The sequence below is a fragment of the Pantoea sp. GCM10028869 genome (assembly GCF_042666835.1).
Classification (GTDB): domain Bacteria; phylum Pseudomonadota; class Gammaproteobacteria; order Enterobacterales; family Enterobacteriaceae; genus Pantoea; species Pantoea leporis.
This window is the reverse complement of the sequence record NZ_JBHTGO010000005.1, coordinates 200,144-221,238: the sequence shown is the minus strand read 5'-3', so window position 1 is coordinate 221,238 and position 21,095 is coordinate 200,144. Positions and strand designations below refer to the sequence as shown.

At 53.0% G+C, this 21,095-nt stretch carries 19 protein-coding genes, 1 tRNA gene and 1 pseudogene; 9 read left to right on the top strand and 12 right to left on the bottom strand.

Annotated features, from left to right (window positions below; all coding sequences use genetic code 11):
• Positions 1-10: 10 nt before the first annotated feature.
• The 6 genes from ACFQW4_RS15040 to ACFQW4_RS15015 all read right to left on the bottom strand — a co-directional run bounded on the left by ACFQW4_RS15040 (position 11) and on the right by ACFQW4_RS15015 (position 3,453).
• Complete coding sequence (locus ACFQW4_RS15040) at positions 11-340, bottom strand: DUF1493 family protein (RefSeq protein ID WP_008107769.1); 330 nt, start codon at positions 338-340, stop codon at positions 11-13.
• A gap of 127 nt (positions 341-467) precedes the next feature.
• Positions 468-854: a DUF1090 domain-containing protein gene (locus ACFQW4_RS15035; protein WP_277974486.1), complete on the bottom strand. Its 387-nt coding sequence runs from the start codon at positions 852-854 to the stop codon at positions 468-470.
• Between the two features lie 94 nt (positions 855-948).
• The gene (locus ACFQW4_RS15030; RefSeq protein ID WP_377726010.1) at positions 949-1,377 is read right to left on the bottom strand and encodes a hypothetical protein; all 429 of its coding nucleotides are present in this window, start codon (positions 1,375-1,377) and stop codon (positions 949-951) included.
• The gene (locus ACFQW4_RS15025) at positions 1,355-1,771 is read right to left on the bottom strand and encodes a polymorphic toxin type 44 domain-containing protein (RefSeq protein WP_377726008.1); all 417 of its coding nucleotides are present in this window, start codon (positions 1,769-1,771) and stop codon (positions 1,355-1,357) included. The genes ACFQW4_RS15030 and ACFQW4_RS15025 overlap by 23 nt, the downstream gene beginning before the upstream one ends.
• 3 nt (positions 1,772-1,774) lie before the next feature.
• The gene (locus tag ACFQW4_RS15020) at positions 1,775-2,260 is read right to left on the bottom strand and encodes an Hcp family type VI secretion system effector (RefSeq protein ID WP_377726006.1); all 486 of its coding nucleotides are present in this window, start codon (positions 2,258-2,260) and stop codon (positions 1,775-1,777) included.
• A 482-nt stretch (positions 2,261-2,742) separates the two neighbouring features.
• Positions 2,743-3,453 carry an IclR family transcriptional regulator gene (locus ACFQW4_RS15015; protein ID WP_110867461.1) on the bottom strand — a complete coding sequence of 237 codons (711 nt, stop codon included), beginning with the start codon at positions 3,451-3,453 and terminating at the stop codon, positions 2,743-2,745.
• Positions 3,454-3,624: 171 nt separating this feature from the next.
• Between ACFQW4_RS15015 and ACFQW4_RS15010 the strand changes: the two genes are divergently transcribed.
• Both ACFQW4_RS15010 and ACFQW4_RS15005 read left to right on the top strand, forming a co-directional pair.
• The gene (locus tag ACFQW4_RS15010; RefSeq protein WP_192235812.1) at positions 3,625-4,317 is read left to right on the top strand and encodes an RraA family protein; all 693 of its coding nucleotides are present in this window, start codon (positions 3,625-3,627) and stop codon (positions 4,315-4,317) included.
• Positions 4,317-5,267, top strand: a complete 951-nt coding sequence (locus ACFQW4_RS15005) for an NAD(P)-dependent oxidoreductase (protein ID WP_377726002.1) — start codon at positions 4,317-4,319, stop codon at positions 5,265-5,267. The genes ACFQW4_RS15010 and ACFQW4_RS15005 overlap by 1 nt, the downstream gene beginning before the upstream one ends.
• 309 nt (positions 5,268-5,576) lie before the next feature.
• Here the strand turns inward: ACFQW4_RS15005 and ACFQW4_RS15000 are convergent, their stop codons facing one another.
• Positions 5,577-6,917, bottom strand: coding sequence for an MFS transporter (locus ACFQW4_RS15000; RefSeq protein ID WP_377726001.1), 1,341 nt, complete (start codon positions 6,915-6,917; stop codon positions 5,577-5,579).
• Positions 6,918-7,517: 600 nt separating this feature from the next.
• Positions 7,518-7,602: transfer RNA gene (locus ACFQW4_RS14995), tRNA-Leu, on the bottom strand.
• Positions 7,603-7,875: 273 nt separating this feature from the next.
• Here ACFQW4_RS14995 and ACFQW4_RS14990 point away from each other — a divergent pair.
• Positions 7,876-8,385, top strand: coding sequence for a DUF2501 domain-containing protein (locus ACFQW4_RS14990; protein WP_101762213.1), 510 nt, complete (start codon positions 7,876-7,878; stop codon positions 8,383-8,385).
• 45 nt (positions 8,386-8,430) lie between these two features.
• Here the strand turns inward: ACFQW4_RS14990 and ACFQW4_RS14985 are convergent, their stop codons facing one another.
• Positions 8,431-9,807, bottom strand: coding sequence for a PLP-dependent aminotransferase family protein (locus tag ACFQW4_RS14985; protein ID WP_377725998.1), 1,377 nt, complete (start codon positions 9,805-9,807; stop codon positions 8,431-8,433).
• Between the two features lie 110 nt (positions 9,808-9,917).
• Between ACFQW4_RS14985 and ACFQW4_RS14980 the strand changes: the two genes are divergently transcribed.
• The 3 genes from ACFQW4_RS14980 to ACFQW4_RS14970 all read left to right on the top strand — a co-directional run bounded on the left by ACFQW4_RS14980 (position 9,918) and on the right by ACFQW4_RS14970 (position 11,939).
• Complete coding sequence (locus tag ACFQW4_RS14980) at positions 9,918-10,397, top strand: carboxymuconolactone decarboxylase family protein (protein ID WP_137385086.1); 480 nt, start codon at positions 9,918-9,920, stop codon at positions 10,395-10,397.
• A 95-nt stretch (positions 10,398-10,492) separates the two neighbouring features.
• Positions 10,493-11,128, top strand: a complete 636-nt coding sequence (locus ACFQW4_RS14975) for a hypothetical protein (RefSeq protein WP_101762216.1) — start codon at positions 10,493-10,495, stop codon at positions 11,126-11,128.
• Positions 11,129-11,261: 133 nt separating this feature from the next.
• A complete protein-coding gene (locus ACFQW4_RS14970; protein WP_110868046.1) occupies positions 11,262-11,939 on the top strand; it encodes a MarC family NAAT transporter in 678 nt (225 codons plus the stop codon).
• An 89-nt stretch (positions 11,940-12,028) separates the two neighbouring features.
• Here ACFQW4_RS14970 and ACFQW4_RS14965 read toward each other — a convergent pair whose 3' ends face one another.
• The 3 genes from ACFQW4_RS14965 to ACFQW4_RS14955 are packed head-to-tail and all read right to left on the bottom strand — an operon-like array spanning position 12,029 to position 15,828.
• Entirely contained in the window at positions 12,029-13,285 is a 1,257-nt protein-coding gene (locus tag ACFQW4_RS14965; protein ID WP_377725995.1) for a c-type cytochrome, read from the bottom strand.
• 4 nt (positions 13,286-13,289) lie between these two features.
• The gene (locus ACFQW4_RS14960) at positions 13,290-15,059 is read right to left on the bottom strand and encodes a GMC family oxidoreductase (protein ID WP_192235833.1); all 1,770 of its coding nucleotides are present in this window, start codon (positions 15,057-15,059) and stop codon (positions 13,290-13,292) included.
• A gap of 37 nt (positions 15,060-15,096) precedes the next feature.
• Positions 15,097-15,828 carry a gluconate 2-dehydrogenase subunit 3 family protein gene (locus ACFQW4_RS14955; RefSeq protein ID WP_110868049.1) on the bottom strand — a complete coding sequence of 244 codons (732 nt, stop codon included), beginning with the start codon at positions 15,826-15,828 and terminating at the stop codon, positions 15,097-15,099.
• A gap of 532 nt (positions 15,829-16,360) precedes the next feature.
• Between ACFQW4_RS14955 and ACFQW4_RS14950 the strand changes: the two are divergent.
• The 3 genes and pseudogenes from ACFQW4_RS14950 (at position 16,361) to ACFQW4_RS14940 (ending at position 21,069) form a co-directional block, all read left to right on the top strand.
• Positions 16,361-17,928: pseudogene (locus tag ACFQW4_RS14950) on the top strand (ABC transporter substrate-binding protein).
• Positions 17,929-18,208: 280 nt separating this feature from the next.
• Entirely contained in the window at positions 18,209-19,711 is a 1,503-nt protein-coding gene (locus ACFQW4_RS14945) for a helicase HerA-like C-terminal domain-containing protein (protein ID WP_377725993.1), read from the top strand.
• Between the two features lie 80 nt (positions 19,712-19,791).
• Positions 19,792-21,069, top strand: coding sequence for a DUF445 domain-containing protein (locus ACFQW4_RS14940; protein ID WP_210080925.1), 1,278 nt, complete (start codon positions 19,792-19,794; stop codon positions 21,067-21,069).
• Positions 21,070-21,095 lie beyond the last annotated feature (26 nt).

The following is a 21,095-nucleotide window of genomic DNA, read 5'->3' as shown; positions in this document are numbered from 1 at the left end:
GAGCCTGCTGTTACTCGTACAGCCAGCGCCCCGCTTTTGCTGATTCAATCAACATTCCCAGCGTGAAATCGGGTACCACTGGCACTTCACGCTTATTGAATGGATTGAGAATCTGCGCCAGCGAGGGCTCATCGGGATAGTAAGTTTCAATGACGAATCCGCCGCGATCGACGCTGAACTCGCCGAAGAACTCATCCATCAGCGCAGCGGCTTCTTCACGCTCGAAGTTAAGATCGCTATCGATATCAATTTGCGGCGTCAGCGTCTTTTGCTTAAACAGGTAAACGCCGTCGTAACGTCGCACCAACTCGTAGATACGCTGCTCAATTTCAACTGTCATCGCTTCTGCACCTCCACTGATTTCACCGGAGCGCCATTCTGCCATGCAATCCCAACAGTTGGATGAAAAAAATCTCCGCGGGAGAATTTTGAGACAAAGAGCCAGTTTTCCAGCCGGGATGCCTGGTTTATTGCGTTAATGCATCCCGCGCTTCTTTCAACTCATCTCGCGCGTCAGCCAGTTTACGCTGCTGCTTCTCAATTTTATCGCTGCGGCCTTTGGCCTGCGCTTCCCTTAGATCTTGTTCGCGCTCCTGCACTTTCAATTGCTTCTCGGCCACTTTCTGCTGGCGCGCTTTGAGCAAGCCGCTGTCGGTGCAATTTGCACTGGTTTCGCGTAACGCCTTTTCCAGACCGGCGATGCGCGCAGCATTGCCATGCTCACGCGCCATCGCCAGCTCTTGCTGGATATCCTGCTTTTTAGCGGCGCAGCCGGTGGCTGGGTTGGCAGCCTGAACAGACGTCACGGTCAAAGCAGAGAAAAGAATCGAAAGGGAAATCAGGGTGTTTTTCATGGTGAACTCTTGGTTTACATTGATGGGCGCTATTATACGAAGAGTTCTTAACAAGATCTTAAGGACCACACATCAGCACTAACTTTGCATAGAATCAGTATGGCTTTGCCGTGATAACGACGGGAATGGTATAAATGGAATTATTGTATTTATAAGCAGGGAGATTATTAAAAGAAAAAACCTTACCTTTCACATTCAAATAAATCACTCCATTTTCAATCTTATTTAGTGCTTTGGAATCAGAAGTAATGAGGAAGGGTGAATAATTATTACTTAAAGCCTTCTTAAATTCCTCCACGGTTTTACTTGCATCGTATAAGTAAAAACGATAGGAAAAATCCGTCGTAGCGCCTGCACTTGCCTCAGTTATGAAAACAGTAGCATGAGTATTAACCGCCTGCTCATGGACAATTGATTGTTCCAACGGAGATAATTTTGATAAAAAATAAGCACCTAAACAAATCATCATTATAATAAACATTATTAAGGCATGATGCTTCTTAAAAGCCTGAGCGTTTAGCATATTCAATTCCTGCTCTTATCCAATACTGGTCTTCCGGATCGTCGCCAAATGGGCTAGAACCATACCAACTTCCAAATTCTATGTTGCTTGTTCCTGCGCGACTTTGCGCCCATCCTGCAGCTCTTAATAATACAGCCTCGGTAATTCCAGCCGCATGTCCAACAGCACCATAATTGAAGTTCCCAAAGTTGGCATACTGTTTACCGCGTTGATTTTTATAATCCCATGGGCCATGTCCTCTCACTTGACTATAAAACCACACATAGGTCATGGCTGACGGGCTTTTGTGCAAACGAGCCAGCATCATATTGTTGAGGATTGAAACTCCCGGCGGGCTAAACGAGATAATATCAAATGGCGGCTGCGGCGATGCAGCCAAAGTTGGATAGCGCATTGATTATGCTCTCTCATTCCAGCTATCAGAGAACATAATATTGCCGTCACAATATTTCCATGTAATTTTTTCGTTTGCAAACTCAACACATTCGAGGTGATTATGCTTCTCTTTTTCAGGGTCTTTTGTATCGTGCATTACTGGTGACACACCAATTATTTTCACACCTTCGATCAGGATATTGAAATATTCGACTTCCTGTCCAGCATCATTAATGTGATACCACTTAAATTCAGCTGATGCTAAGTTTTGACCTGTTGCTACAGCCTTGTAAAGATACGGTGAAGAAGCATCAAATTCTTTTTGAATGATTATAGGTGCATGCTTTCGTGTGCCAGTGGGTTTACCTGTTTGAGGATCAGTGGGGAGTCTAACGTTATGAGAAAATCCGGTAACTTCAATACTGCCCTCACGATTTTGCACATCAACGGAGCCACGAATATCAGCCCCGCCATCATCTTTTAGCCAGAGATTTGCTGGAATAGGCATTTTACATCGTCCTTTTTTTGTTCATCCTTTAAGCTAGGATACACAAAAAAATCAATAACACACAGTTATTTCATGGTGTTTAGAGCAAATTTTGATTTAGATGCTGTATTGGAATCGATGTTTTAAAACTGCTAGAAATGCGGAGGGAAACACCCTCAATTTTAAATTAGGAGTTCGCATAAAAGATTCCAACAATAATGTTGAAACGACGAACCATAGTTTTAACTTTTTGAATACTTACTGATGGCGAATGTGTAATGAACTTCATTTTGGGCATTTTTCTACGGGGCCAGACAGAATTTCAGACACATAAAAAGCGCTCGTAAGCGACTTAATTAAGCTGGTAGCGATGCAGGATTGCTTTCGCTGTGCGATTCACCCGGTTATCTTCTTCATACCCAGGTGAAATAGTTAGCATTCATACTGCCGAAGTTAGCAATACTCGCGGCATATCATTTACAAAGCGAACCTATCCAGGCCAGCTAGAGCGAATAAAAATGATCACATTTGATCTTAGGGGCGCCGAGCTTCAGGGAGAGGCTGTAAGCCGTCTCTTTCATTATCTTGCCCACACCGCTGTCGCGCATCGATTGCGTTAAACGTGATGACGGACCTGTTAATGCCAGCGCCGCAAGCAGTTTATTTCCCTCACCAAAAACGGGAAGAGAGAATGCAGCAATGTGCGGATCACGCATGCCGGAGGTAAAGAGCGGTAATTCTGGGGCAGATTCAAGAAGCGGTTCATTGAGTCCCCAATGGCGAAGCACTTGCCCTATTGCTGAATTATCCAGCGGCAAAAAAGTACCGGGTAAGCGCGTTTCTCGTAATCCTTCGGAGGGCTCCGCTCTGAATAAGCAAAGCCTTTGACCGTTCTCAATCACATACCATGTGGCGCTTTCACCCGTCGCCGTTGCCAGCGCGTGCAGTTCAGGCTGGACAATACTGGCCAGATGAAATGACTGTTCATAGAGCTTGCCAAGATAAAGCAGTCTGGGACCCAACGTGTAAACGCCGCTGTCGCGTCTGATGACGTAGTTCATGCGTTCAAGTGAGTTCATAAGACGGTAAACCGTCGTTTTATGGTAGCCCGAAAATTGTGCCAGAGCGGTGAGCGTCAACGCCTCTTCGCCAGGCTTAAAACAATCCAGTAGTGCCAGCGCTTTCTCAACGGCAATTACGCCTTCATTCCCCATCGGTACGGTCTCCTGTTTGCGACGGTAAGAGTTTACCGTGCAATTTGTGATTCACATCGTATTTACATCACAAATGAAAGCTTAACGCTGGTGCGATCTGATTTAACATCGATATAGTGGTTTTACATAGTACAACATAGTTGTATCAGGTAAAACATGAAGAGGTGATTTATGCCACACGCAGAGAATACGTTCATCAAGCGCGACCTTACCCGTACAGCGCCCGAGCTGGTCAAACAGGCTGCTGAGTTTCAGGCCGCTATTCTTGCCGATGTTGCCGGACGTCGCGGTACGCTGCACGGTCGCGTAAAGCCCGTTTCACCCACCATGAAAGTTGCTGGCCCCGCCATCACGGTTGAGGTTCGGCCGGGCGATAACCTTGCCATTCACGCGGCGCTCGCCATCGCTCAGCCTGGCGATGTTATCGTCGTCGACGGTAAAGGCGATATCAGCTGTGCTTTGATTGGTGAAATCATGTCCACTCAGGCAGAAGCGTCGGGCATCGCAGGAATCATCATCGATGGTGCAGTTCGCGACGCCGACGCACTGTGCGAAAACGGCTTCCCGGTGTTTTCCGCAGGTCTGAATCCTTGTGGCCCAACCAAATCTGTCGCGGGCCGCGTTAACTATCCTGTTTCTGTGGCCGGAGCGGCAATCCAGCCTGGTGATTTGATCATTGGTGATGTCGACGGCGTGGTCGTTCTGCCACGTGAAGCCGTTCCGGCGCTGATTGAACTGGCACAGAAAAAACTGGATGCCGAGACCAAACGCATTGCCGCCATCCGTGAAGGCGATATTCGCGCACCCTGGCTGGAAAAAGCCCTGCTTGCGGCTGGAATGTTGAATGAAGGGGAGGAATTGTAATGGCATCTTCTCATCCCGTAATTTTGGTAACTGGCAGCGATTTGGCGCAGGAAGCGTTAGGCCTGCTCAAGGGCTTTGATATCGTTTACGCAGGCATAAAGCCCAGTGAAGACGAATTGTGTCAGCTGTGTCACCAACACGATCCGGTGGCGATTATTGTTCGATACGGCAAAATCAGCGCCCGCATCATGGATGCCGCACCTCACCTGCGGGTTATTTCCAAGCACGGCAGCGGCATTGATGTTATCGATCAAAAAGCGGCGGCTGAGCGCCATATCAGCGTGCAGTCAGCGCCCGGTGCTAATGCAGCAGCGGTGGCTGAACATACATGGACGATGATATTGGCCTGCGCCAAAGCGGTTCTCCCGCTGGATCGCCGAATGCGTCAGGGACATTGGGACAAATCGACCCACAAGTCGGTTGAGCTTGAAGGCCGAACGCTGGGTCTGATTGGATTGGGTGCGATTGGCGGTCGGGTCGCTCGCATTGGCAAAGCGTTTGGTATGAAAGTCCTTGCCTATGACCCGTTCGCCAGGTCCTTTCCCGACGAGTGTGAATCCTCCACGCTTGAAGCTCTGCTACAACAGGCAGATGTGATTTCATTGCACTGCCCATTGACGGAACAGACACAGCACATGATCAACAGCGACAGGCTGAGTCAGTGTAAAAAAGGCGCGATTCTCGTCAATACTGCACGCGGTGGCCTGATCGATGATAACGCGCTTCTAACGGCGCTGGGTGACGGCACCCTTAGCTGGGCTGCTCTGGATAGTTTTGCTGTTGAGCCGCTGACCGCACCACATGTCTGGCAGGCTGTTGATAACGTCATCCTGTCGCCGCACATTGGTGGCGTCAGTGACAACTCATACGTGAAAATGGGAACAGCTGCAGCGAGTAACGTTTTGAAGGTGCTGGCTGAACCGATCAAAAGTGAAAGTGCCCTGTCTTAATGCATTAACCCTCCCCACCATTTGTTAAACGACCTTACCAACTTGCTTGCCGGTAAGGTCGTTCATCAACCTCGGCTATCACTGCAAATCTCCGTCACTCCCTCAGCGTTGCCCCTTCGATAAGACAGTTACGTCTTTCCAATCCAGACTTGTCACTGAGATCTCACTGACGTTTAGCGGCTTGATAACGAGAAGTGCATAGCTTGGATGAGGCGGAACGTGAACTTCTTTTGGAGTGGATTGATGGTGGGAGGAATGGGAGAAAAGCCTCCCGCAGACGCTCAGATAAGCGCCCGCGGGAGGGTGACGTTATTTACTCACCGGCGACGCGGTGTTTTCGACTTCAATGTTTAACTCTTTTTTGCGGCCCATGATCAGCACGGCGATACCGCCAATACCACACAGAATCGCCAGCGGCACCATAGCCAGTGTGTGGCTGCCCGTGGCCTGGTTGATGATGCCGTAAACGTTGACCATCAGTCCGCCGCCGATCAGGTTAGCCATGGCGCCAATCGCAGCCAGACCGGCGGCCGCAGTAGTGGAAGACATCCATCCCGATGCGAGCGCCCAGAACGGACCTTTCATTGAATACGCGCCTACCAGCACCAGCGACAGAATCACCACGCTGCCCGTCAAACTGTTGGTGATAAAGGCAGATAACAGACCACCCGCAATCAGGAAAAGGGTTAACGCGGTATGCCAGCGACGCTCGCCGCTGCGATCGGAGCTTCTGCCCCACACAATCATCAGGATAGATGCCAGACCGTAAGGGATGGCGTTCACCAAACCGGTGGTAAAGTTATCCAGGCCATATGATTTAAGCAGTTGCGGCGACCAGACGCTCAGCGTTGAGCCTGCCGCAGAAGCGCCGGCATAAATCAGCGCCATCACCCAGATATGTTTATGGCGCAGCAGTTGCCACAAAGAGATGTGGCCGATCGCTTTCTTCTTCGCGTTCTCGGCTTCAAGCGTGCTATTCAGCCACGCTTTTTGTTCCTGATTTAACCAGTTGGCATCGCTGGGTCTGTTGCTCAGCATAAAGAAGGCGGCAATACCCAAAACCACCGCTGGAATGCCTTCCAGGATGAACAACCAATGCCAGCCGCGCATGCCGTACCAGCCATCAAGTGACAATATGGCCCCAGAAATGGGCGAGCCGATAAAATTCGCTGCGGGAATGGCAACCATAAAGGTGGCGATCACGCGGGCGCGATATTTACCCGGAATCCAGTAAGTCAGATAAAGAATCACGCCAGGGAAGAATCCAGCCTCAGCTGCACCCAGTAAAAAACGCAATACGTAAAGTGTATTGGCACTCTCAACGAAGGCGGTACAGACCGAGATAATGCCCCACGAGACCATGATGCGAGAGATCCAAATTTTCGCACCGATTTTCTGCATCGCAAGGTTGCTGGGTACTTCAAAAAGAAAGTAACCCACAAAGAACAGGCTACTGGCCAGACCAAAAACGGCTTTAGATAATCCCAAATCTTCATTCATCTGTAGCGAGGCCATACCGATGTTGCCACGGTCAATGATGGCAATCAGATAGCAGACGATGAGAAAGGGCAAAATGCGCCAAACCACCTTCTTAACGGTCTGCTGCTCTATATCGGCAGAGAAAGACGTGGTGTGCTTTTTCTCAGACATGATAATCCTCACAAGTTTGTCATGGCCTTACGCGATGATGTGTTCGCAAAGCTGATTGTTGTACTGTGTAAAACTTAGATGTACAGAGTACAATCATTATCTCGACAAACGCCCTTCTGTGCCTGAAGTTGTAATCAGGTTGTGTCTTTTGTCACAGAAAGGTATCTGATGATTTTCATTTTTGTGATGCTGGCGAGATTTCTTTTTCGCGCGCACCGCGGGTCTACTGAAAATCATACGAAATGAGGTAAGTAAAACGGCAGGAATGGAAAAATTAACTGAGACTAATAAAGGAAATATAAATCAGCAATATCAATCAATTAAATTTATTTCCAATTTCGCAGGATGGATATCATCAACAGGCGCTGCTATTAAAACTCACTGTGACGATACAAAGCGAAACCAATAAACAAAAAGTCATGTTTTGATCGGGCGGGCGTTGAATTGTACTTCAGGAGAAAAAGACAATAGAAGATGAAGTGCCCCGTCGACCTTAGCATAACCACAATAAGGCTCGGACGGATTTGGACCAAAAAAAAAGCCTTTCGGCTTTAATTTTAGTAACTTGCGGACTGTTACTGAAGTTCTCGTATCTTTAAATGGTGCCGAAGGCCGGACTCGAACCGGCACGTATCTCTACGGTTGATTTTGAATCAACTGCGTCTACCGATTTCGCCACTTCGGCACTGAAGAGGATGCGGAAAACGTTGGGGATTATACCGTTACGAACAGCGTGCGCAACCGGAATCGTTAGGGATGTGCGCTAAGCGTTGAAAAAAACAGCACTTCGCGGATAACTGCTTGTTATAACATCGATCCCATCAAACGGATCCCAAAAACCTAAATCCAGAACGCTCCCAATTTTCCCCAATCAGCCCGGTTAACTGGAACTTTCCGAATTCAAACCTCTCTTAACCAAAACTGACGCAGTCAGAACATAAAAGACAACGAGGTTGAGATGAAAGTACAACGCATGATTTGGGGATGGGGCATCGCGGCAGCCATGGTTGCGGGGAGCGCATCGGCAGCAAGCTGGCAGGATCAGCTGAGCAGCGCGGCATCGCAGCTGTCACAGCAAAACAACAGCACCAGCAACACCAGCACCACGCAGAACGGCGGCATGTCGCTCTCATCGCTTACCGGCCTGCTCAACGGCGGCGATAAAGCGGTGAGTTCCAACAGCATGACCAACGCTGCAGGCGTGATGTCCTACTGCGTGCAGCACAACGTGGTGGATAACAACGTGAAGTCGGTAAAAGATCAGGTGCTGAGCAAACTCGGCCTGAACAGCACCACCGCGCAAGAGCAGAAAACCGATTACCAGCAGGGTTTGCAAGGCTTGCTTAACACTGGCAACGGTCAGCAACTGAATTTGCAAAGTCTGAGCAACTCGCCGATGGGTGAGAAGCTGAAAACCAAAGCCTGCGATGTGGTTCTGAAGCAAGGCAAAAAATATATCGGCATGTAAGGACGCGCCGATATCAAGGCGCGAGCTGTCCCTCGCGCCTTTTCTTTAGTCCAGTAACGCTCGCGTCTCCAGCACCGTTCTCTGCAACAACTCCCGCGCCTGGTCCAGCGACCGAATGTTGGTATAGCCAATCACCAGGCCATAGCGTTTCTGCGTCTGCATATACCAGCCGGAGAGCGGCAATACGCGCAGCTGATGCCGCTGCCAAATCTCCGCCAGCGCTGTGTCCTGCGTGCCATGCGGCAGGAAGGCGACAATGTGCATGCCGCCATCCGTCAGTTCAAAATCAAACACATCCGGGAAACATGCCTGCAAGGCATCCAGCATCATGCGGCGTCGCTGCTGATAAAGCGTGCGCATCTTTTTGATGTGGCGATAGAAATGCCCTTCGCTCAGGAACTGCGCCAGAATCTTTTGCGGCAGCAGCGACATACCGGTTTCAAGGATTTCCCCCAACTCGCTGAAGCGCGCGATGGTCTCTTTCGGCATCACCAGATAACCCACGCGCATCGCCGGCATCATGGTTTTGCTGAAGGTGCCGGTGTAAATCACCCGATCGTGCACATCGAGGCTTTTCAGCGCCGGAATCACTTTGCGCGTGTAGTGAAACTCGCCGTCGTAATCATCTTCAATGATCCAGCTGTCGTTGTGCTGTGCCCACTCCAGCAGTTGATGTTTGCGCGGCAGCGATAAGGTTACCGCCAGCGGGCTGTGATGCGTAGGCGTGACGATGGCGAAACGCGCATCGGCGTGATAGCGCAGCAGATAATCCACATCCATGCCTTGCCGATCGACTGGCACGTAATGCAGATTTGGCGCGATCCGCTTCAGCAGTTTTTGCCCGAAGAAATAGCCGGGATCTTCAAACAACACCTTGTCGCTTGGCTGCGCCAGCACCGCCAGAATCAGTCGCAGGTTGGCGCGATAGCCGCTGGTGATGAAAATCTGTTCCGGCTGGCAGTTAAGTCCACGCGAAATATTCAGGTAGCTGGCGATGGCTTCCCGCAGCGGCTGATAACCCATGACCGGCGGCAAAATCATCTCATCGGCGCGCAGGCTGCGCGCCGCTTTGCCGGAAATAAGCAGCCATTTTTTGTGCGGAAACGCATCCAGCGCCGGGATGCCAAGCCGCAGCTCGCCTTTGCTCTCACGCTGGGTTAACGCGCTCACTGACGGCGCAGGCACTGCCGTTTTCCCGGTTGTTTCCGGCAGAATCAGTTCGGGATTAACGCGCGTGCCCTTCGCGCCCTGACTGACAAAATAGCCTTCGCCGATCAGGATTTCATAAGCGGCTTCCACCGTTTTTCGCGCCACTTGCAACTCACTCGCCAGCGTACGGATCGCCGGTACGCGGTCGCCCGGCTTCAGCTGCCCTGCAAGAATCTGCTGGCGATATCGCGCATAAATCTCTTTATAACCCACGCCATGTCCTACCTGTTTTCATGTTTTTTGACCCTTTTCACTCAGACATGGAAGTTTAAGATGCCCGCATCACCTTCGCATTGAAAAACGACTGACCTGAGGAAAAAAACTTGACTGCACGCGTTAACCACTTCAAAACCGTTCCGACACTGGTCAAAGCCATGTCCGATCTCTCCATGAACGTCAGTAATGTTTCATTAGAAACCTCACTGAAGCATCTGGTCGATCTGCGCGCCTCGCAGCTCAATCAATGCGCGTTCTGCGTCGACATGCATGTGAAAGAGGCCAAACTGCACGGCGAGCGCGAGCTGCGTCTGCACCATGTGGCGATCTGGCGCGAATCCCCGCTGTTCACCGCCAAAGAGAAAGCGGCGCTGGCGCTAACCGAAGCGCTGACGCGTCTGGGCGATCACGGCATCGACGAAGCGCTGTATAGCGAGGTGCGCGCGCACTTCTCCGAAGTGGAGACCAGCGAGCTGACGTTCTGTATCGCGGTGATCAATACCTGGAATCGCCTGATGGTGCTGTCGCAGATGACGCCGGGCGCACTGGACAGCGCTTATGGGTTGGATCGTGCTGATTTACGTTAATTTTTACCGCCAGTCGCTCATGCTGCTGGCGGCACCATGTTCATCTGCGCTGCCTGAGGCTATAGTGAGATTTTGCACCACACAGGACAGCGCACATGAAAGGCATCAACATTGCGATTTACTTCGATCCCGACCAGATTCACATCTGCGTTCACCAGCAGGATGACAGCTATCTCAGCCAACACTTTATTTACGACGACAGCGTAATTGAAGAGATCTATCAGTGGCTGGAGCAGTTCACGCCTAATCGCACCCACATTTGCCTGATTGAGCACGATACCGCCGATATCCTTGCCGATGAGTTGGTGGATAACGGTTATCACGTCCATCAGGTGACGCAGCACGATCTCTTGACCTGGTTCGCCAACGAACCGCCTGCCGAACCCGATGGTTCACCGGTGCGCGCGCTGCTGCGTTATCTGGAGAACGAGCAGCCATCCGAATACCAGTCACGCACGCCGCAGATTGAAGCGTTGATGGATCTGCTGGATGAGCTGGACGATCTCGAAGGTGTGGATGAAGTTGAAGATGAAGACAATCTGCCGGATGACGTGCTGCGCCTGATGAAGCAGAAGAAGATCAGTGCGCAAGACGCCGCCCAACGCCTGCTGCCGGATGTGAATGAGCGCATTCGCGAGCATTTAATCAATTATCCCGAACTGATGACGCCTGAGCTGCTGCAGGATTTCTTCCCTGAGCTGATCGAGGCGCTGGATACGCCGAAGCACTAATCAATGAACGCACGCACCGCAGCGGCGCGATTGATCGCGCGGTTTTGACCGACTCTCCATCCTCTTAACGCGCAATAAATTGCGCCGCTACGAGCCGTGCGATTATCGAATAATTTTTCAAATGGGACATTTCATGCTGGAGTTGTTTAAAGCCATCGGGCTGGGATTGGTGGTGATTTTGCCGCTCGCCAATCCGCTGACCACGGTGGCGCTGTTTCTCGGCCTGGCCGGAGAGATGAATTTCCAGGAGCGTAATCGCCAGGCGATGCAGGCCTCGATCTACGTGTTCCTGATCATGATGGTGGCGTGGTATGCCGGCAGCGCGGTGTTGCACACCTTTGGCATTTCCATTCCCGGCCTGCGCATGGCGGGCGGATTGATTGTGGCGTTTATCGGTTTTCGCATGCTATTTCCGGCGAAACCGGTCGGGCATTCGGTCGAAGCCGAGCACAAGCAGGATGAACTGGACGCGACCGACAGCAACCGTGAAACCGTCAACATCGCATTTGTGCCGCTGGCGATGCCGAGCACCGCGGGACCGGGCACCATTGCGATGATCATCAGTTCCGCGTCGACGGTTAAATCGGGCGTAGATTTCCCGGCATGGGTGGTTGCCGTCGCCCCGGTGCTGACGTTTTTGGCCGTGTCGGTGATTTTGTGGATTTCGCTGCGCAGTTCGGGCGCCATCATGAAGCTGGTTGGTAAAGGTGGCATCGAAGCGATTTCACGTCTGATGGGCTTTTTGCTGGTGTGTATGGGCGTGCAGTTCGTGATTAATGGCGTGTTAGAAGTGATTCACAATTATCATTGAGACCACGTTGAAGACGCGCAATGAATTGCGCCGCTACGGTATTTGCGCCTATCCGTAGCGGCGCGATTTATCACGCAGTTTTAAGCGATTTACTCACCTTTCAACGTTTTACGCACTTCTGCTACCTGATCTTTCGTCACCGCTGGCGCATTGTTGCTCCAGCCCTGACGAATGAAGGTCGCCAGTTTAGCCACTTGATCATCATCCAGACGCTTAGCAAAACCAGGCATAGCCAGCGTTGATGGCGCTTTCTCAGTGGATGGCTGCTGCGCACCGGCCAGAATGGTGTGGATCAAACCAGTTGGATCCTTGGCATTGACGATGGTCGCCTGATCCAGCTCCGGGAAGATCCCCGGCGCACCTTTACCGGTGACAAAGTGGCAGGCGCCGCAGTTGTCGATATACAGACGCTCACCTTCCGACAAGCCTTTCGCAGCGGTCAGTTTCGCTTCCGTCGCCTGCTGTTTCTTCACGTCATACGCCTGCAGCGCCGGGTTGCCGCCAAGGAACTTCAGATAGGAGGCAATCGCTTTCAAGTCGGCATCGGTCATGTGCGAGCTCGAGTGCTCAATCACTGACTTCATCTCACCGCCCACCGCCGCTTTATCGTTACGACCAGTTTGCAGGTAATCAACGATCTCCTGCTCGCTCCAGCGCGGCAGACCGCGCAGTGACGGTACATCCCAGCTGTTCAGGCTGCCACCGGCAAGGAACTGATCGTCGCCGCTATCCAGCGCTTTCTCGTTCATGCCGAGGCCGCGTGGCGTATGGCAGCTGCCGCAGTGACCCAGGCTTTCCACGATGTAAGCACCGCGATTAACCTCTTCTGACGCGCCGCCAATCGGCTGGAATGGCTTGTCAGAGGTGAACGCCCAGTTCCAGAAGCGCATGCCCCAGCGCTGGCTGAACGGGAAGCTCAGATCGGTTTCCGGCGGCTGCTCGCTGCTCGGCTTCACGCCTTTCATGAAATAGACGTAAAGCGCGTGCATATCGGCGTCGGAGATTTTGGCGTAATCCGGGTACGGCATCGCCGGATAGAGACGCGACCCATCCGGCAATACGCCTTTGCGCACCGCGTCGGAGAACTGCTGCTCGCTGTAGTTGCCGATGCCGTGCTCTTTGTCCGGCGTGATGTTGGTGGAGTAAATGGTGCCGAGATTCGACTCAATCGCCAAACCACCAGCGTAATCCCCTTTGCCGGAAACGGTATGGCACGCCATACAGTCGCCGAGACGCGACAGGTATTCACCCTGCTTGATCAATTGAGCTTCATCTTCCGCGTGTGCCTGCAGTGCAAAGCTGCCCAGCAGCACGGCGTTGGCGATTAACAATGATTTTAATTTCATGCGCTTATGCCTGTACCAGTGGACCGGGATTTTTCAGATAATGTTCTTTAATGGCTTGTGCCGCCATCAAGGTGATCGCGCCGATGGTATCGGTCGGGTTCGCCTGGAAGTTTTGCGGGAAGGCGTTGCCGCCCGGTACAAACACGTTATGAACATCCCAGCTCTGCAGGTACTTGTTCAGTGCAGAAGTTTTCGGGTTATCGCCCATCACCGCGCCGCCCACGTTGTGGGTCGAAACGTATTTGGTGAGGTCAAAGTCCGCGCCCATTGGCAGGAAGCTCATGCTCATGCTGTCTGGGTTCAGCTCTTTGGCGATGTTGCCGACGATGCCTTTCAGGTGCTGTTGCAGCTTCAGTTCGTTCTCTTTCCAGTTGAACGTCATGCGCAGCAACGGCTGACCGCGATGGTCGGTGTAATTCGGATCCAGATCCAGATAGATATCGCGATACGACTGGCAGGTAGTGGTGATGCTGATCTTCATGGAATGGTTGTACCACTCCTCCAGACCTTCTTTGTAACCCATGCCCCACGATGGCGTGCCTTTCGGCAGCGCAGCAGCCATTGGCGTGCCGGTGGCTTGCGAGCTGTGGATCTTGGCGCCGCCAAGGAAGCCAAGGCCCGGACCGTCGAAGTTGCCTGGCGAGATGTCGTTGAACATCTGGCCGGTGGCGCCGGCGGTGGCGTAAGAGTTGAAGTTTTTGTCTTTGAAGAACAGGGTTGCGCCGCCGTTCGACAGGAACGCGTAGTTACGCCCCACCACACCCTCTTCGGTGATTGGGTTATACGGCTTGCCGATACCGGAGAGCAGCATCAGGCGTACGTTGTAGAGCTGGAAGCTGGAGAGCACCACGATCTTCGCCGGCTGGAACACTTCGTTGCCGTCCACATCGTAGTAAATCACGCCCTTGGCAGTTTTCTGGTCGTCATGCAGTACCACTTTCACCACTTCCGCATGCACTTCGTAAGAGAAGTTCGGCATACGTTTCAACGCATCCATTACCGCCGTTTGTGGTGAGGCTTTTGAATAGTTGAGGCACGGATATTTCGAGCAGTAGCCGCAGTAGTTACACGGCGCGATCTGGTTGCCGTAAGGGTTTTTCCACGCGCGTGATACGCACGCAGATGGGTTCGGGAACGGATGGTAGCCGAGTTTGGTGGCCGCCTCTTTGAACATCACGTTGTTCAGCGTGTCTTCCAGCGCAGGCAACGGATAAGGTTCAGAACGCGGACCTTCAAACGGATCGCCGCCCGGCAGAATCTGGCCGCGCAGGTTGCCGGTGGTGCCGGATTGACCGCAGATCAGCTCAAACTTGTAGTAATACGGCTCGATCTCTTCCCAGGTGAACGGGAAGTCCATCACGCGCATATCTTCCTGCAGGATGCCCGGCTTGTAGGCCTCATCGACGTAGGTTTTCAACTTCAGGTCGGTTGGGGTTGGACGAATCAGCACCGCCGTCCAGTGCATGCCCGCGCCGCCCACGCCGGTTCCCGGCGCAAACGCGCCCCATTTACGGGTCGGCAACGCCGTCTGGCTGCTGTTGTAACGCACCGTGACCGCCACTTCTTTTGGCGTAGCGAACACTTTGTTACGCACGTTGTAGGCGTATTCATCAGCCGGTTTCGGATAAGCGAAATCCGGGTAATCACGCTCGCCGCCACGCTCCAATGCGCGCACTTCGAGTCCCGCCATCGCCAGTTCAATACTCATCAACGAGCCGGCCCAGCCGAGGCCGCAAACGACGACGTCGACTTCTTTCTTTGTAATCTGTGCCATGTTAATCCTGTCTCACATACCAAAAACGGGGGTGTGCTTACGCGCTTTCACCCAGGAGGCTGACCGGTCCCAGCGGGTACGGCACGTTGTGCTGCTTCACCCATTCGGTAAAGCTGGCGCGCGCGCCCGGGAAGCCAATGGCAATCCAGGCTTTCATGCCTTTGTTGCCGCCGTACATTGGGTCAGCGAGGTAGCCATGTTTGGTATCTGAGAGCAGCTGGCCGAAGAACTGCGAGGCCTTCAGGTTCTCTTCGCCCAGGGCGGCGAAGTCAATGCCGTCGTTTTTGTTCACTTTGGTCAGCACCGCATCTTTCTCTTCCAGTGACAGCTCATGGAACGGTTTCTGGAAGTTGCTTTGCGTCCACTGATTCACCAGCTTGATACCGGTTTGGTACATCTGCTGTGGCGTGAACGGGATTTGATAACCCATGGTGGCAGGCGCATGCACGTTGAACGGACCCTGCATGTAGATCTCTGCCCCGAACTCCGGGCTGTGCAGCTGCTGATCGATAAAGATCGGCACGTTGGTTTCCAGTGCACCTGGCGCTTTACCTTTGCCGCCGGCTGGAATCAGGCGATCGGTTGCGGCCAGAATAAATTGCCACTCATCGGCACTGAAAAAGATCGGTTTATAGTCGGCGAGCTCGGGTGCTGCCATTTCCGCAGCTTGCGCCGCAGTCAATCCCTTAAATACCAGGTCACTTAATGGCAAAGCCAAAAGCGACCCAAGTAAAAACTTACGTCTGGTGGTCGGTTTATTTAGAAGCATGGCGCGACGACTCTCACTTGCTAAGAAAGATAATTATTTTTGTTAATAGCTTTATAAATCGGTAAATAACCTGGCAATCTTAGGGATATAGGTATTTCAGAATGTAAAAATTCAATTATGGATGTGTTTTGATGAAATTCAGTCATCATGTTGAATTTAGGTTAAGGCTTGGTAAAAGGCTTTCGAGGCGAAAAAACAGGGTTTAACCGTACATTTGATGGGAAAGAGGCACTAATCAGTGGGCATTTGACCAGAAATTATCGCGCAAAGAAATAATCGCAGAAATGAATCAATGAAAAAAAATCATACTTCCATACCAGAGAACTATTCTCATTTATAACATCTTATTTACTTTATTGACCAGCAGATGAACGATCTATTTCGTGGAAATGACAAGTCGCGCACAAAATAAACGCAATAATTCCCCCAGGTAATCAATTGTTATATTCCGGCACAGCTCAGAACAAACCGGCATTTTGTCAAAGCGACGGCAGAGATAGAGTGAATTTATCTATCACTCAGGACAATAATAATGCGCTCACTGATTTTGCTCGTCGCTTTATGGGGCAGCAGTTTTGCACTGCACGCCGCCACACCGAAAGATACCCTTGTCGTCGCCGTCCCGCTCGACGGCATTATTAGCTTCGATCCCGCTGAAAGCTTCGAAACCGTCAGTAACAGCGTGCAGCGCAACATCTACCAAACATTAGTGGAGGCGGATCGTCATGATCCGCAGAAGCTGGCACCGCTGTTGGCCACCCACTGGCAACAGGGCAGCACGCCGCACAGCTTAGTGTTCAACATCAAACCCAACGCACACTTCTCCAGCGGCAATCCGGTGACGGCGCAGGATGTGATCTTCTCACTGACGCGCGCGGTGCAGCTGAACAAAGCGCCCTCTTTCATCCTCGCCGAATTTGGCTGGACCAATGAAAACATCGCCAGCCAGTTCAAAGTGCTGAATGACCATCAGCTGGAGATTCAGTGGCCAGCGCAGATTGGTCAGAACCTGGCGCTGCGCCTGCTGACCGCTCCGGTGGCCTCGGTGGTGGATAGCAAAACCGTGCAGCAACACGTCGCTAATAACGATCTCGGCAACGGCTGGCTGCATACCCATTCCGCCGGCAGCGGCGCATTTATCCTTCAGCAATATGTGCCGCAGCAGGCGCTGGTGCTGAGCGCCAACCAACAAGCGAATCCGCAGCCGAAGCTGAAACGCATTCTGCTTAAAGGCGTGGCGGATGCCAGTGCGCGTCGTCTGCTGATTCAGCAAGGCGATGTTGATGTGGCGTATCAGCTTGGCCCGGATCAGATTGATGCGCTGAAGAGCGACAAGAATCTGCGCATTGAAGCCTTCCCTTCCAGCCTGGTTTACTACCTCGGTTTCAATACCAAAGATAAAGCGCAACCGGCCTTGGGCAATCCGGCGCTGTGGCAAGCCGCGCGCTGGTTGGTGGACTACAACACCCTCTCGAAGGATTTGCTAAAGGTCAGTACCGCATTCATCAGAGCTTCCTGCCGCAGGGTTTTGACGGCGCGCTGGACGATCAGCCGTTCCACTACGATGTGGCGAAAGCCAAAGAGATTTTAGCCAAAGGCGGCATCAAGCCGGGGACGAAGTTTGCGCTGACGGTGATCAATCAGCCGCCCTACATTGACGTGGCGCAGGCGCTTCAGGCCAGCTTCGCCCAAGCGGATGTGCAGATTGAGTTGCAGCCGGTGGCGGAATCGGAGCTGTGGAGCAAAATGCGCAGTCGCGATTTCCAGTCGATCTTCATTTACTGGGGCGCAGACTATGTCGATCCAAACACCAACGCCAGCGCCTTTGCCTATAACGTGCCGGGCGGTTCCAAAACCCTGGCGTGGCGCGTCGGCTGGGATATTCCGGATCTGAGTGCGAAAACCCGCGCAGCGGCCGGTGAAAGCGATGCGGTTAAGCGCCGTGCGCTCTATACCGATTTGCAGAAAACCGTGCAGCAGAACTCACCGTTCGTGGTGACGCTGCAGGGCGCGCAGCAGGTTGCGGTGCGGAATAACGTGAATCATGTGCAGCAGGGGATTGGTGTGAGTTTGCTGTTTTTTGATACGGTGCAGAAATAGTTTTGGATTGTGCTCGCTTTCCCCCTCCTCGGTCCTCCCACCAAAATTGTGCTCGCTTTCCCCCTCCTCGGTCCTCCCCCATAAATGGGGGAGGAAGATGCTGCCATATGTCAGTGCTGAGGCTGCATGTGGCAGCATCTCCTTCCCCCGTTTACGGGGGAAGGCCGGGATGGGGGACAGCAGGCACATAATTACGCCTTTTTCGGCACAATCCTCCTCCCTCCTCGCGCGCCGCTTGCTATCCTTCTGGCATAACCTATTGCCTGAGAGCGAAAAAATCATGACCACTCCGTTACTGATTGCCCAAGCGCCTGACGTTCAACTGCATCTTCTCTCCAACATGGCGAACCGCCACGGTTTGATCACCGGCGCTACCGGCACCGGCAAAACCGTTACGCTGCAAAAGCTGGCGGAATCCTTCTCCGATATCGGCGTGCCGGTGTTTATGGCCGATGTGAAAGGCGATCTCACCGGCATTTCCGCCGCAGGCGAAGGATCCGAGAAGCTGCTGGCGCGTCTGGCGAAGATTGGCGTCAGCGACTGGCAGGCGCAGAAAAATCCGGTGATGGTGTGGGATATTTTTGGTCAGCAAGGCCATCCGGTGCGCGCCACGGTATCCGATCTCGGCCCGCTGCTGCTGGCGCGGCTGCTCAACCTTAACGACGTGCAATCGGGCGTGCTGCAAATCATCTTCCGCATCGCCGACGATCAGGGCTTGTTGCTGCTGGATTTCAAAGATCTGCGCGCCATGACGCAATACATCGGCGACAACGCCAAAGCCTTCCAGACGCAATACGGCAACATCAACAGCGCGTCCGTTGGGGCGATTCAGCGCGGATTACTGGCGCTGGAGCAGCAAGGTGCCGAGCACTTCTTTGGCGAGCCGATGCTGGATATCCGCGACTGGATGCGCTGCGATAGCAACGGCAAAGGCTTTATCAACATCCTCTCGGCAGAAAAGCTTTATCAAATGCCAAAACTCTACGCCACCAGCCTGCTGTGGCTGATGGCCGAGCTGTATGAGCACTTGCCCGAAGCCGGCGATCTCGATAAGCCGAAAATGGTGTTTTTCTTCGACGAAGCGCATCTGCTGTTTACCGACGCGCCGCCGGTGCTGCTGGAGAAAGTTGAGCAGGTGATTCGCCTGATCCGTTCGAAAGGCGTTGGCGTCTATTTCGTTACGCAGAATCCCGCCGATATTCCCGATAACGTGCTGGGCCAGCTCGGCAACCGCGTGCAGCATGCGCTGCGCGCCTTTACCCCGAAAGATCAGAAAGCGGTAAAAAGTGCCGCCGAAACCATGCGCGCCAATCCGGCGTTTGATACCGTCGAGGCGATTCAGGCGCTCGGCACCGGCGAAGCGCTGATCTCCTTTCTCGATGAAAAAGGCAGTCCATCGATGGTGCAGCGGGCGATGGTGATTGCGCCCGGCTCGCGCATGGGGCCGGTTACGCAGGATGAACGCAATGGCCGGATCAACAATTCGCCGCTGTACGGTAAATACGATAGCGAAGTCGATCGCGAGTCGGCGTTCGAAATGCTGCAAAAAGGCGTGCAGGCCACCACGCAGCAAGCCAATGCGCCGGAAGCCAAAGGCAACAAGGTTGCCGTTGATGACGGTATTCTCGGCGGCCTGAAGGACATTCTGTTCGGCACCACTGGCCCACGCGGCGGCAAGCGCGACGGCGTGGTGCAGAGCGTGGCGAAGAGTGCCGCGCGCCAGGTCACCAATCAGATCATTCGAGGTGTATTAGGAAGCCTTCTTGGCGGCCGCCGTCGCTAATACCCGGCATACTTCAAGCCGCAGGTGCGTTAGCTGTATGTCTTCCTGCAACTCGAATTGTTTAGGGTATTTAAGGAACTATGGATAAATTCCAACAACTTAAGCGCAGCAAACGTCTGGCGCTGTCACTGCTGCTGATTGCGGCAGCCACCTTTATTGTGACGCTGTTTCTGCCAGCCAACTTTTGGGTGCTTGGGCTGAAGGCAATCGCAGAAGCGGCGATGGTCGGCGCATTAGCCGACTGGTTCGCCGTGGTGGCGCTGTTCCGGCGCGTGCCGGTGCCGTTTATCTCGCGTCATACAGCAATTATTCCGCGCAATAAAGATCGCATTGGCGAGAATCTGGGTCGCTTCGTGCAGGAGAAATTCCTCGATACCGATTCGCTGCTGGCGCTGATTCGCCGCCACGATCCGTCGCAGATGCTGGCGCAGTGGCTCAACACGCCGGGCAACGCCGATCGCATTGGTCGCCATCTGTTACAGGTGATGCGCGGTTTTCTCGATCTCACCGATGATCAACGCATTCAGCGCTTTCTGCGCCGTGCGGTGCATCGCGCGCTGGATAAGGTCGATCTCACCCAATCCAGCGCGCTGCTGCTGGATAGCCTGACGAAAAATAATCGCCATCAGGAGCTGCTGGATGCGGCGGTACAACAGCTGCTGCGCTTGCTGCACAAGCCCGGTACGCGCGAGTTTATCGCCGCGCAGATTGTGCGCTGGCTCAAGCGCGAACATCCGATCAAAGCCAAAATGCTGCCAACCGAATGGCTGGGCGAACACAGCGCCGATTTGGTTGCGAATGCGGTGGATTCGATACTCGATCAGGTCGCGCTCGATCAGGGGCATGAGTTGCGCCTGGGCTTCGACCGCGCGGTGCAGCGGCTGATTGAGCGGCTGAAAAGCGATCCTGAAATGGCGGAACGTGCTGAAAACATCAAGAGCTGGCTGAAGGAAGATGAGTCGTTCAATCGCTACATTGGCGAGCTGTGGCAGGATTTACGGGGCTGGCTGAAAGACGATCTAAATAGTGAGGATTCACGGGTGCAGGAGCGCGTCAGACTGGCCGCGCTGTGGCTGGGCGAGACGCTGGCGGCTGACGAAGCGCTGCGCGCCTCGATGAATCAGCATCTGGAAGATGCCGCACGCAGCGTGGCGCCGGAGTTTGCTGCCTTCCTGACGCGCCACATTAGCGATACGGTGAAAAGCTGGGATGCGCGCGATATGTCGCAGCAAATTGAGCTGAATATTGGCCGCGACCTGCAGTTTATCCGCATTAACGGCACGCTGGTTGGCGGGACGATTGGGCTGATTTTGTATGTGTTGTCGCAGGTGCCGGGTTGGATCGAGCGTATTCAGTAAAAAGGTCGCCATGAATGGCGACCTTA

Coding starts and splice junctions, on each gene's coding strand:
- ACFQW4_RS15020 (WP_377726006.1), bottom strand. CDS start 2,260: ATGCCTATTCCAGCAAATCTCTGGCTAAAAGATGATGGCGGGGCTGAT.
- ACFQW4_RS15035 (WP_277974486.1), bottom strand. CDS start 854: ATGAAAAACACCCTGATTTCCCTTTCGATTCTTTTCTCTGCTTTGACC.
- ACFQW4_RS15005 (WP_377726002.1), top strand. CDS start 4,317: ATGGCATCTTCTCATCCCGTAATTTTGGTAACTGGCAGCGATTTGGCG.
- ACFQW4_RS14990 (WP_101762213.1), top strand. CDS start 7,876: ATGAAAGTACAACGCATGATTTGGGGATGGGGCATCGCGGCAGCCATG.
- ACFQW4_RS14965 (WP_377725995.1), bottom strand. CDS start 13,285: ATGAAATTAAAATCATTGTTAATCGCCAACGCCGTGCTGCTGGGCAGC.
- ACFQW4_RS15040 (WP_008107769.1), bottom strand. CDS start 340: ATGACAGTTGAAATTGAGCAGCGTATCTACGAGTTGGTGCGACGTTAC.
- ACFQW4_RS15030 (WP_377726010.1), bottom strand. CDS start 1,377: ATGCTAAACGCTCAGGCTTTTAAGAAGCATCATGCCTTAATAATGTTT.
- ACFQW4_RS14945 (WP_377725993.1), top strand. CDS start 18,209: ATGACCACTCCGTTACTGATTGCCCAAGCGCCTGACGTTCAACTGCAT.
- ACFQW4_RS14975 (WP_101762216.1), top strand. CDS start 10,493: ATGAAAGGCATCAACATTGCGATTTACTTCGATCCCGACCAGATTCAC.
- ACFQW4_RS15010 (WP_192235812.1), top strand. CDS start 3,625: ATGCCACACGCAGAGAATACGTTCATCAAGCGCGACCTTACCCGTACA.
- ACFQW4_RS14970 (WP_110868046.1), top strand. CDS start 11,262: ATGCTGGAGTTGTTTAAAGCCATCGGGCTGGGATTGGTGGTGATTTTG.
- ACFQW4_RS15025 (WP_377726008.1), bottom strand. CDS start 1,771: ATGCGCTATCCAACTTTGGCTGCATCGCCGCAGCCGCCATTTGATATT.
- ACFQW4_RS15000 (WP_377726001.1), bottom strand. CDS start 6,917: ATGTCTGAGAAAAAGCACACCACGTCTTTCTCTGCCGATATAGAGCAG.
- ACFQW4_RS14960 (WP_192235833.1), bottom strand. CDS start 15,059: ATGGCACAGATTACAAAGAAAGAAGTCGACGTCGTCGTTTGCGGCCTC.
- ACFQW4_RS14955 (WP_110868049.1), bottom strand. CDS start 15,828: ATGCTTCTAAATAAACCGACCACCAGACGTAAGTTTTTACTTGGGTCG.
- ACFQW4_RS15015 (WP_110867461.1), bottom strand. CDS start 3,453: ATGGGGAATGAAGGCGTAATTGCCGTTGAGAAAGCGCTGGCACTACTG.
- ACFQW4_RS14940 (WP_210080925.1), top strand. CDS start 19,792: ATGGATAAATTCCAACAACTTAAGCGCAGCAAACGTCTGGCGCTGTCA.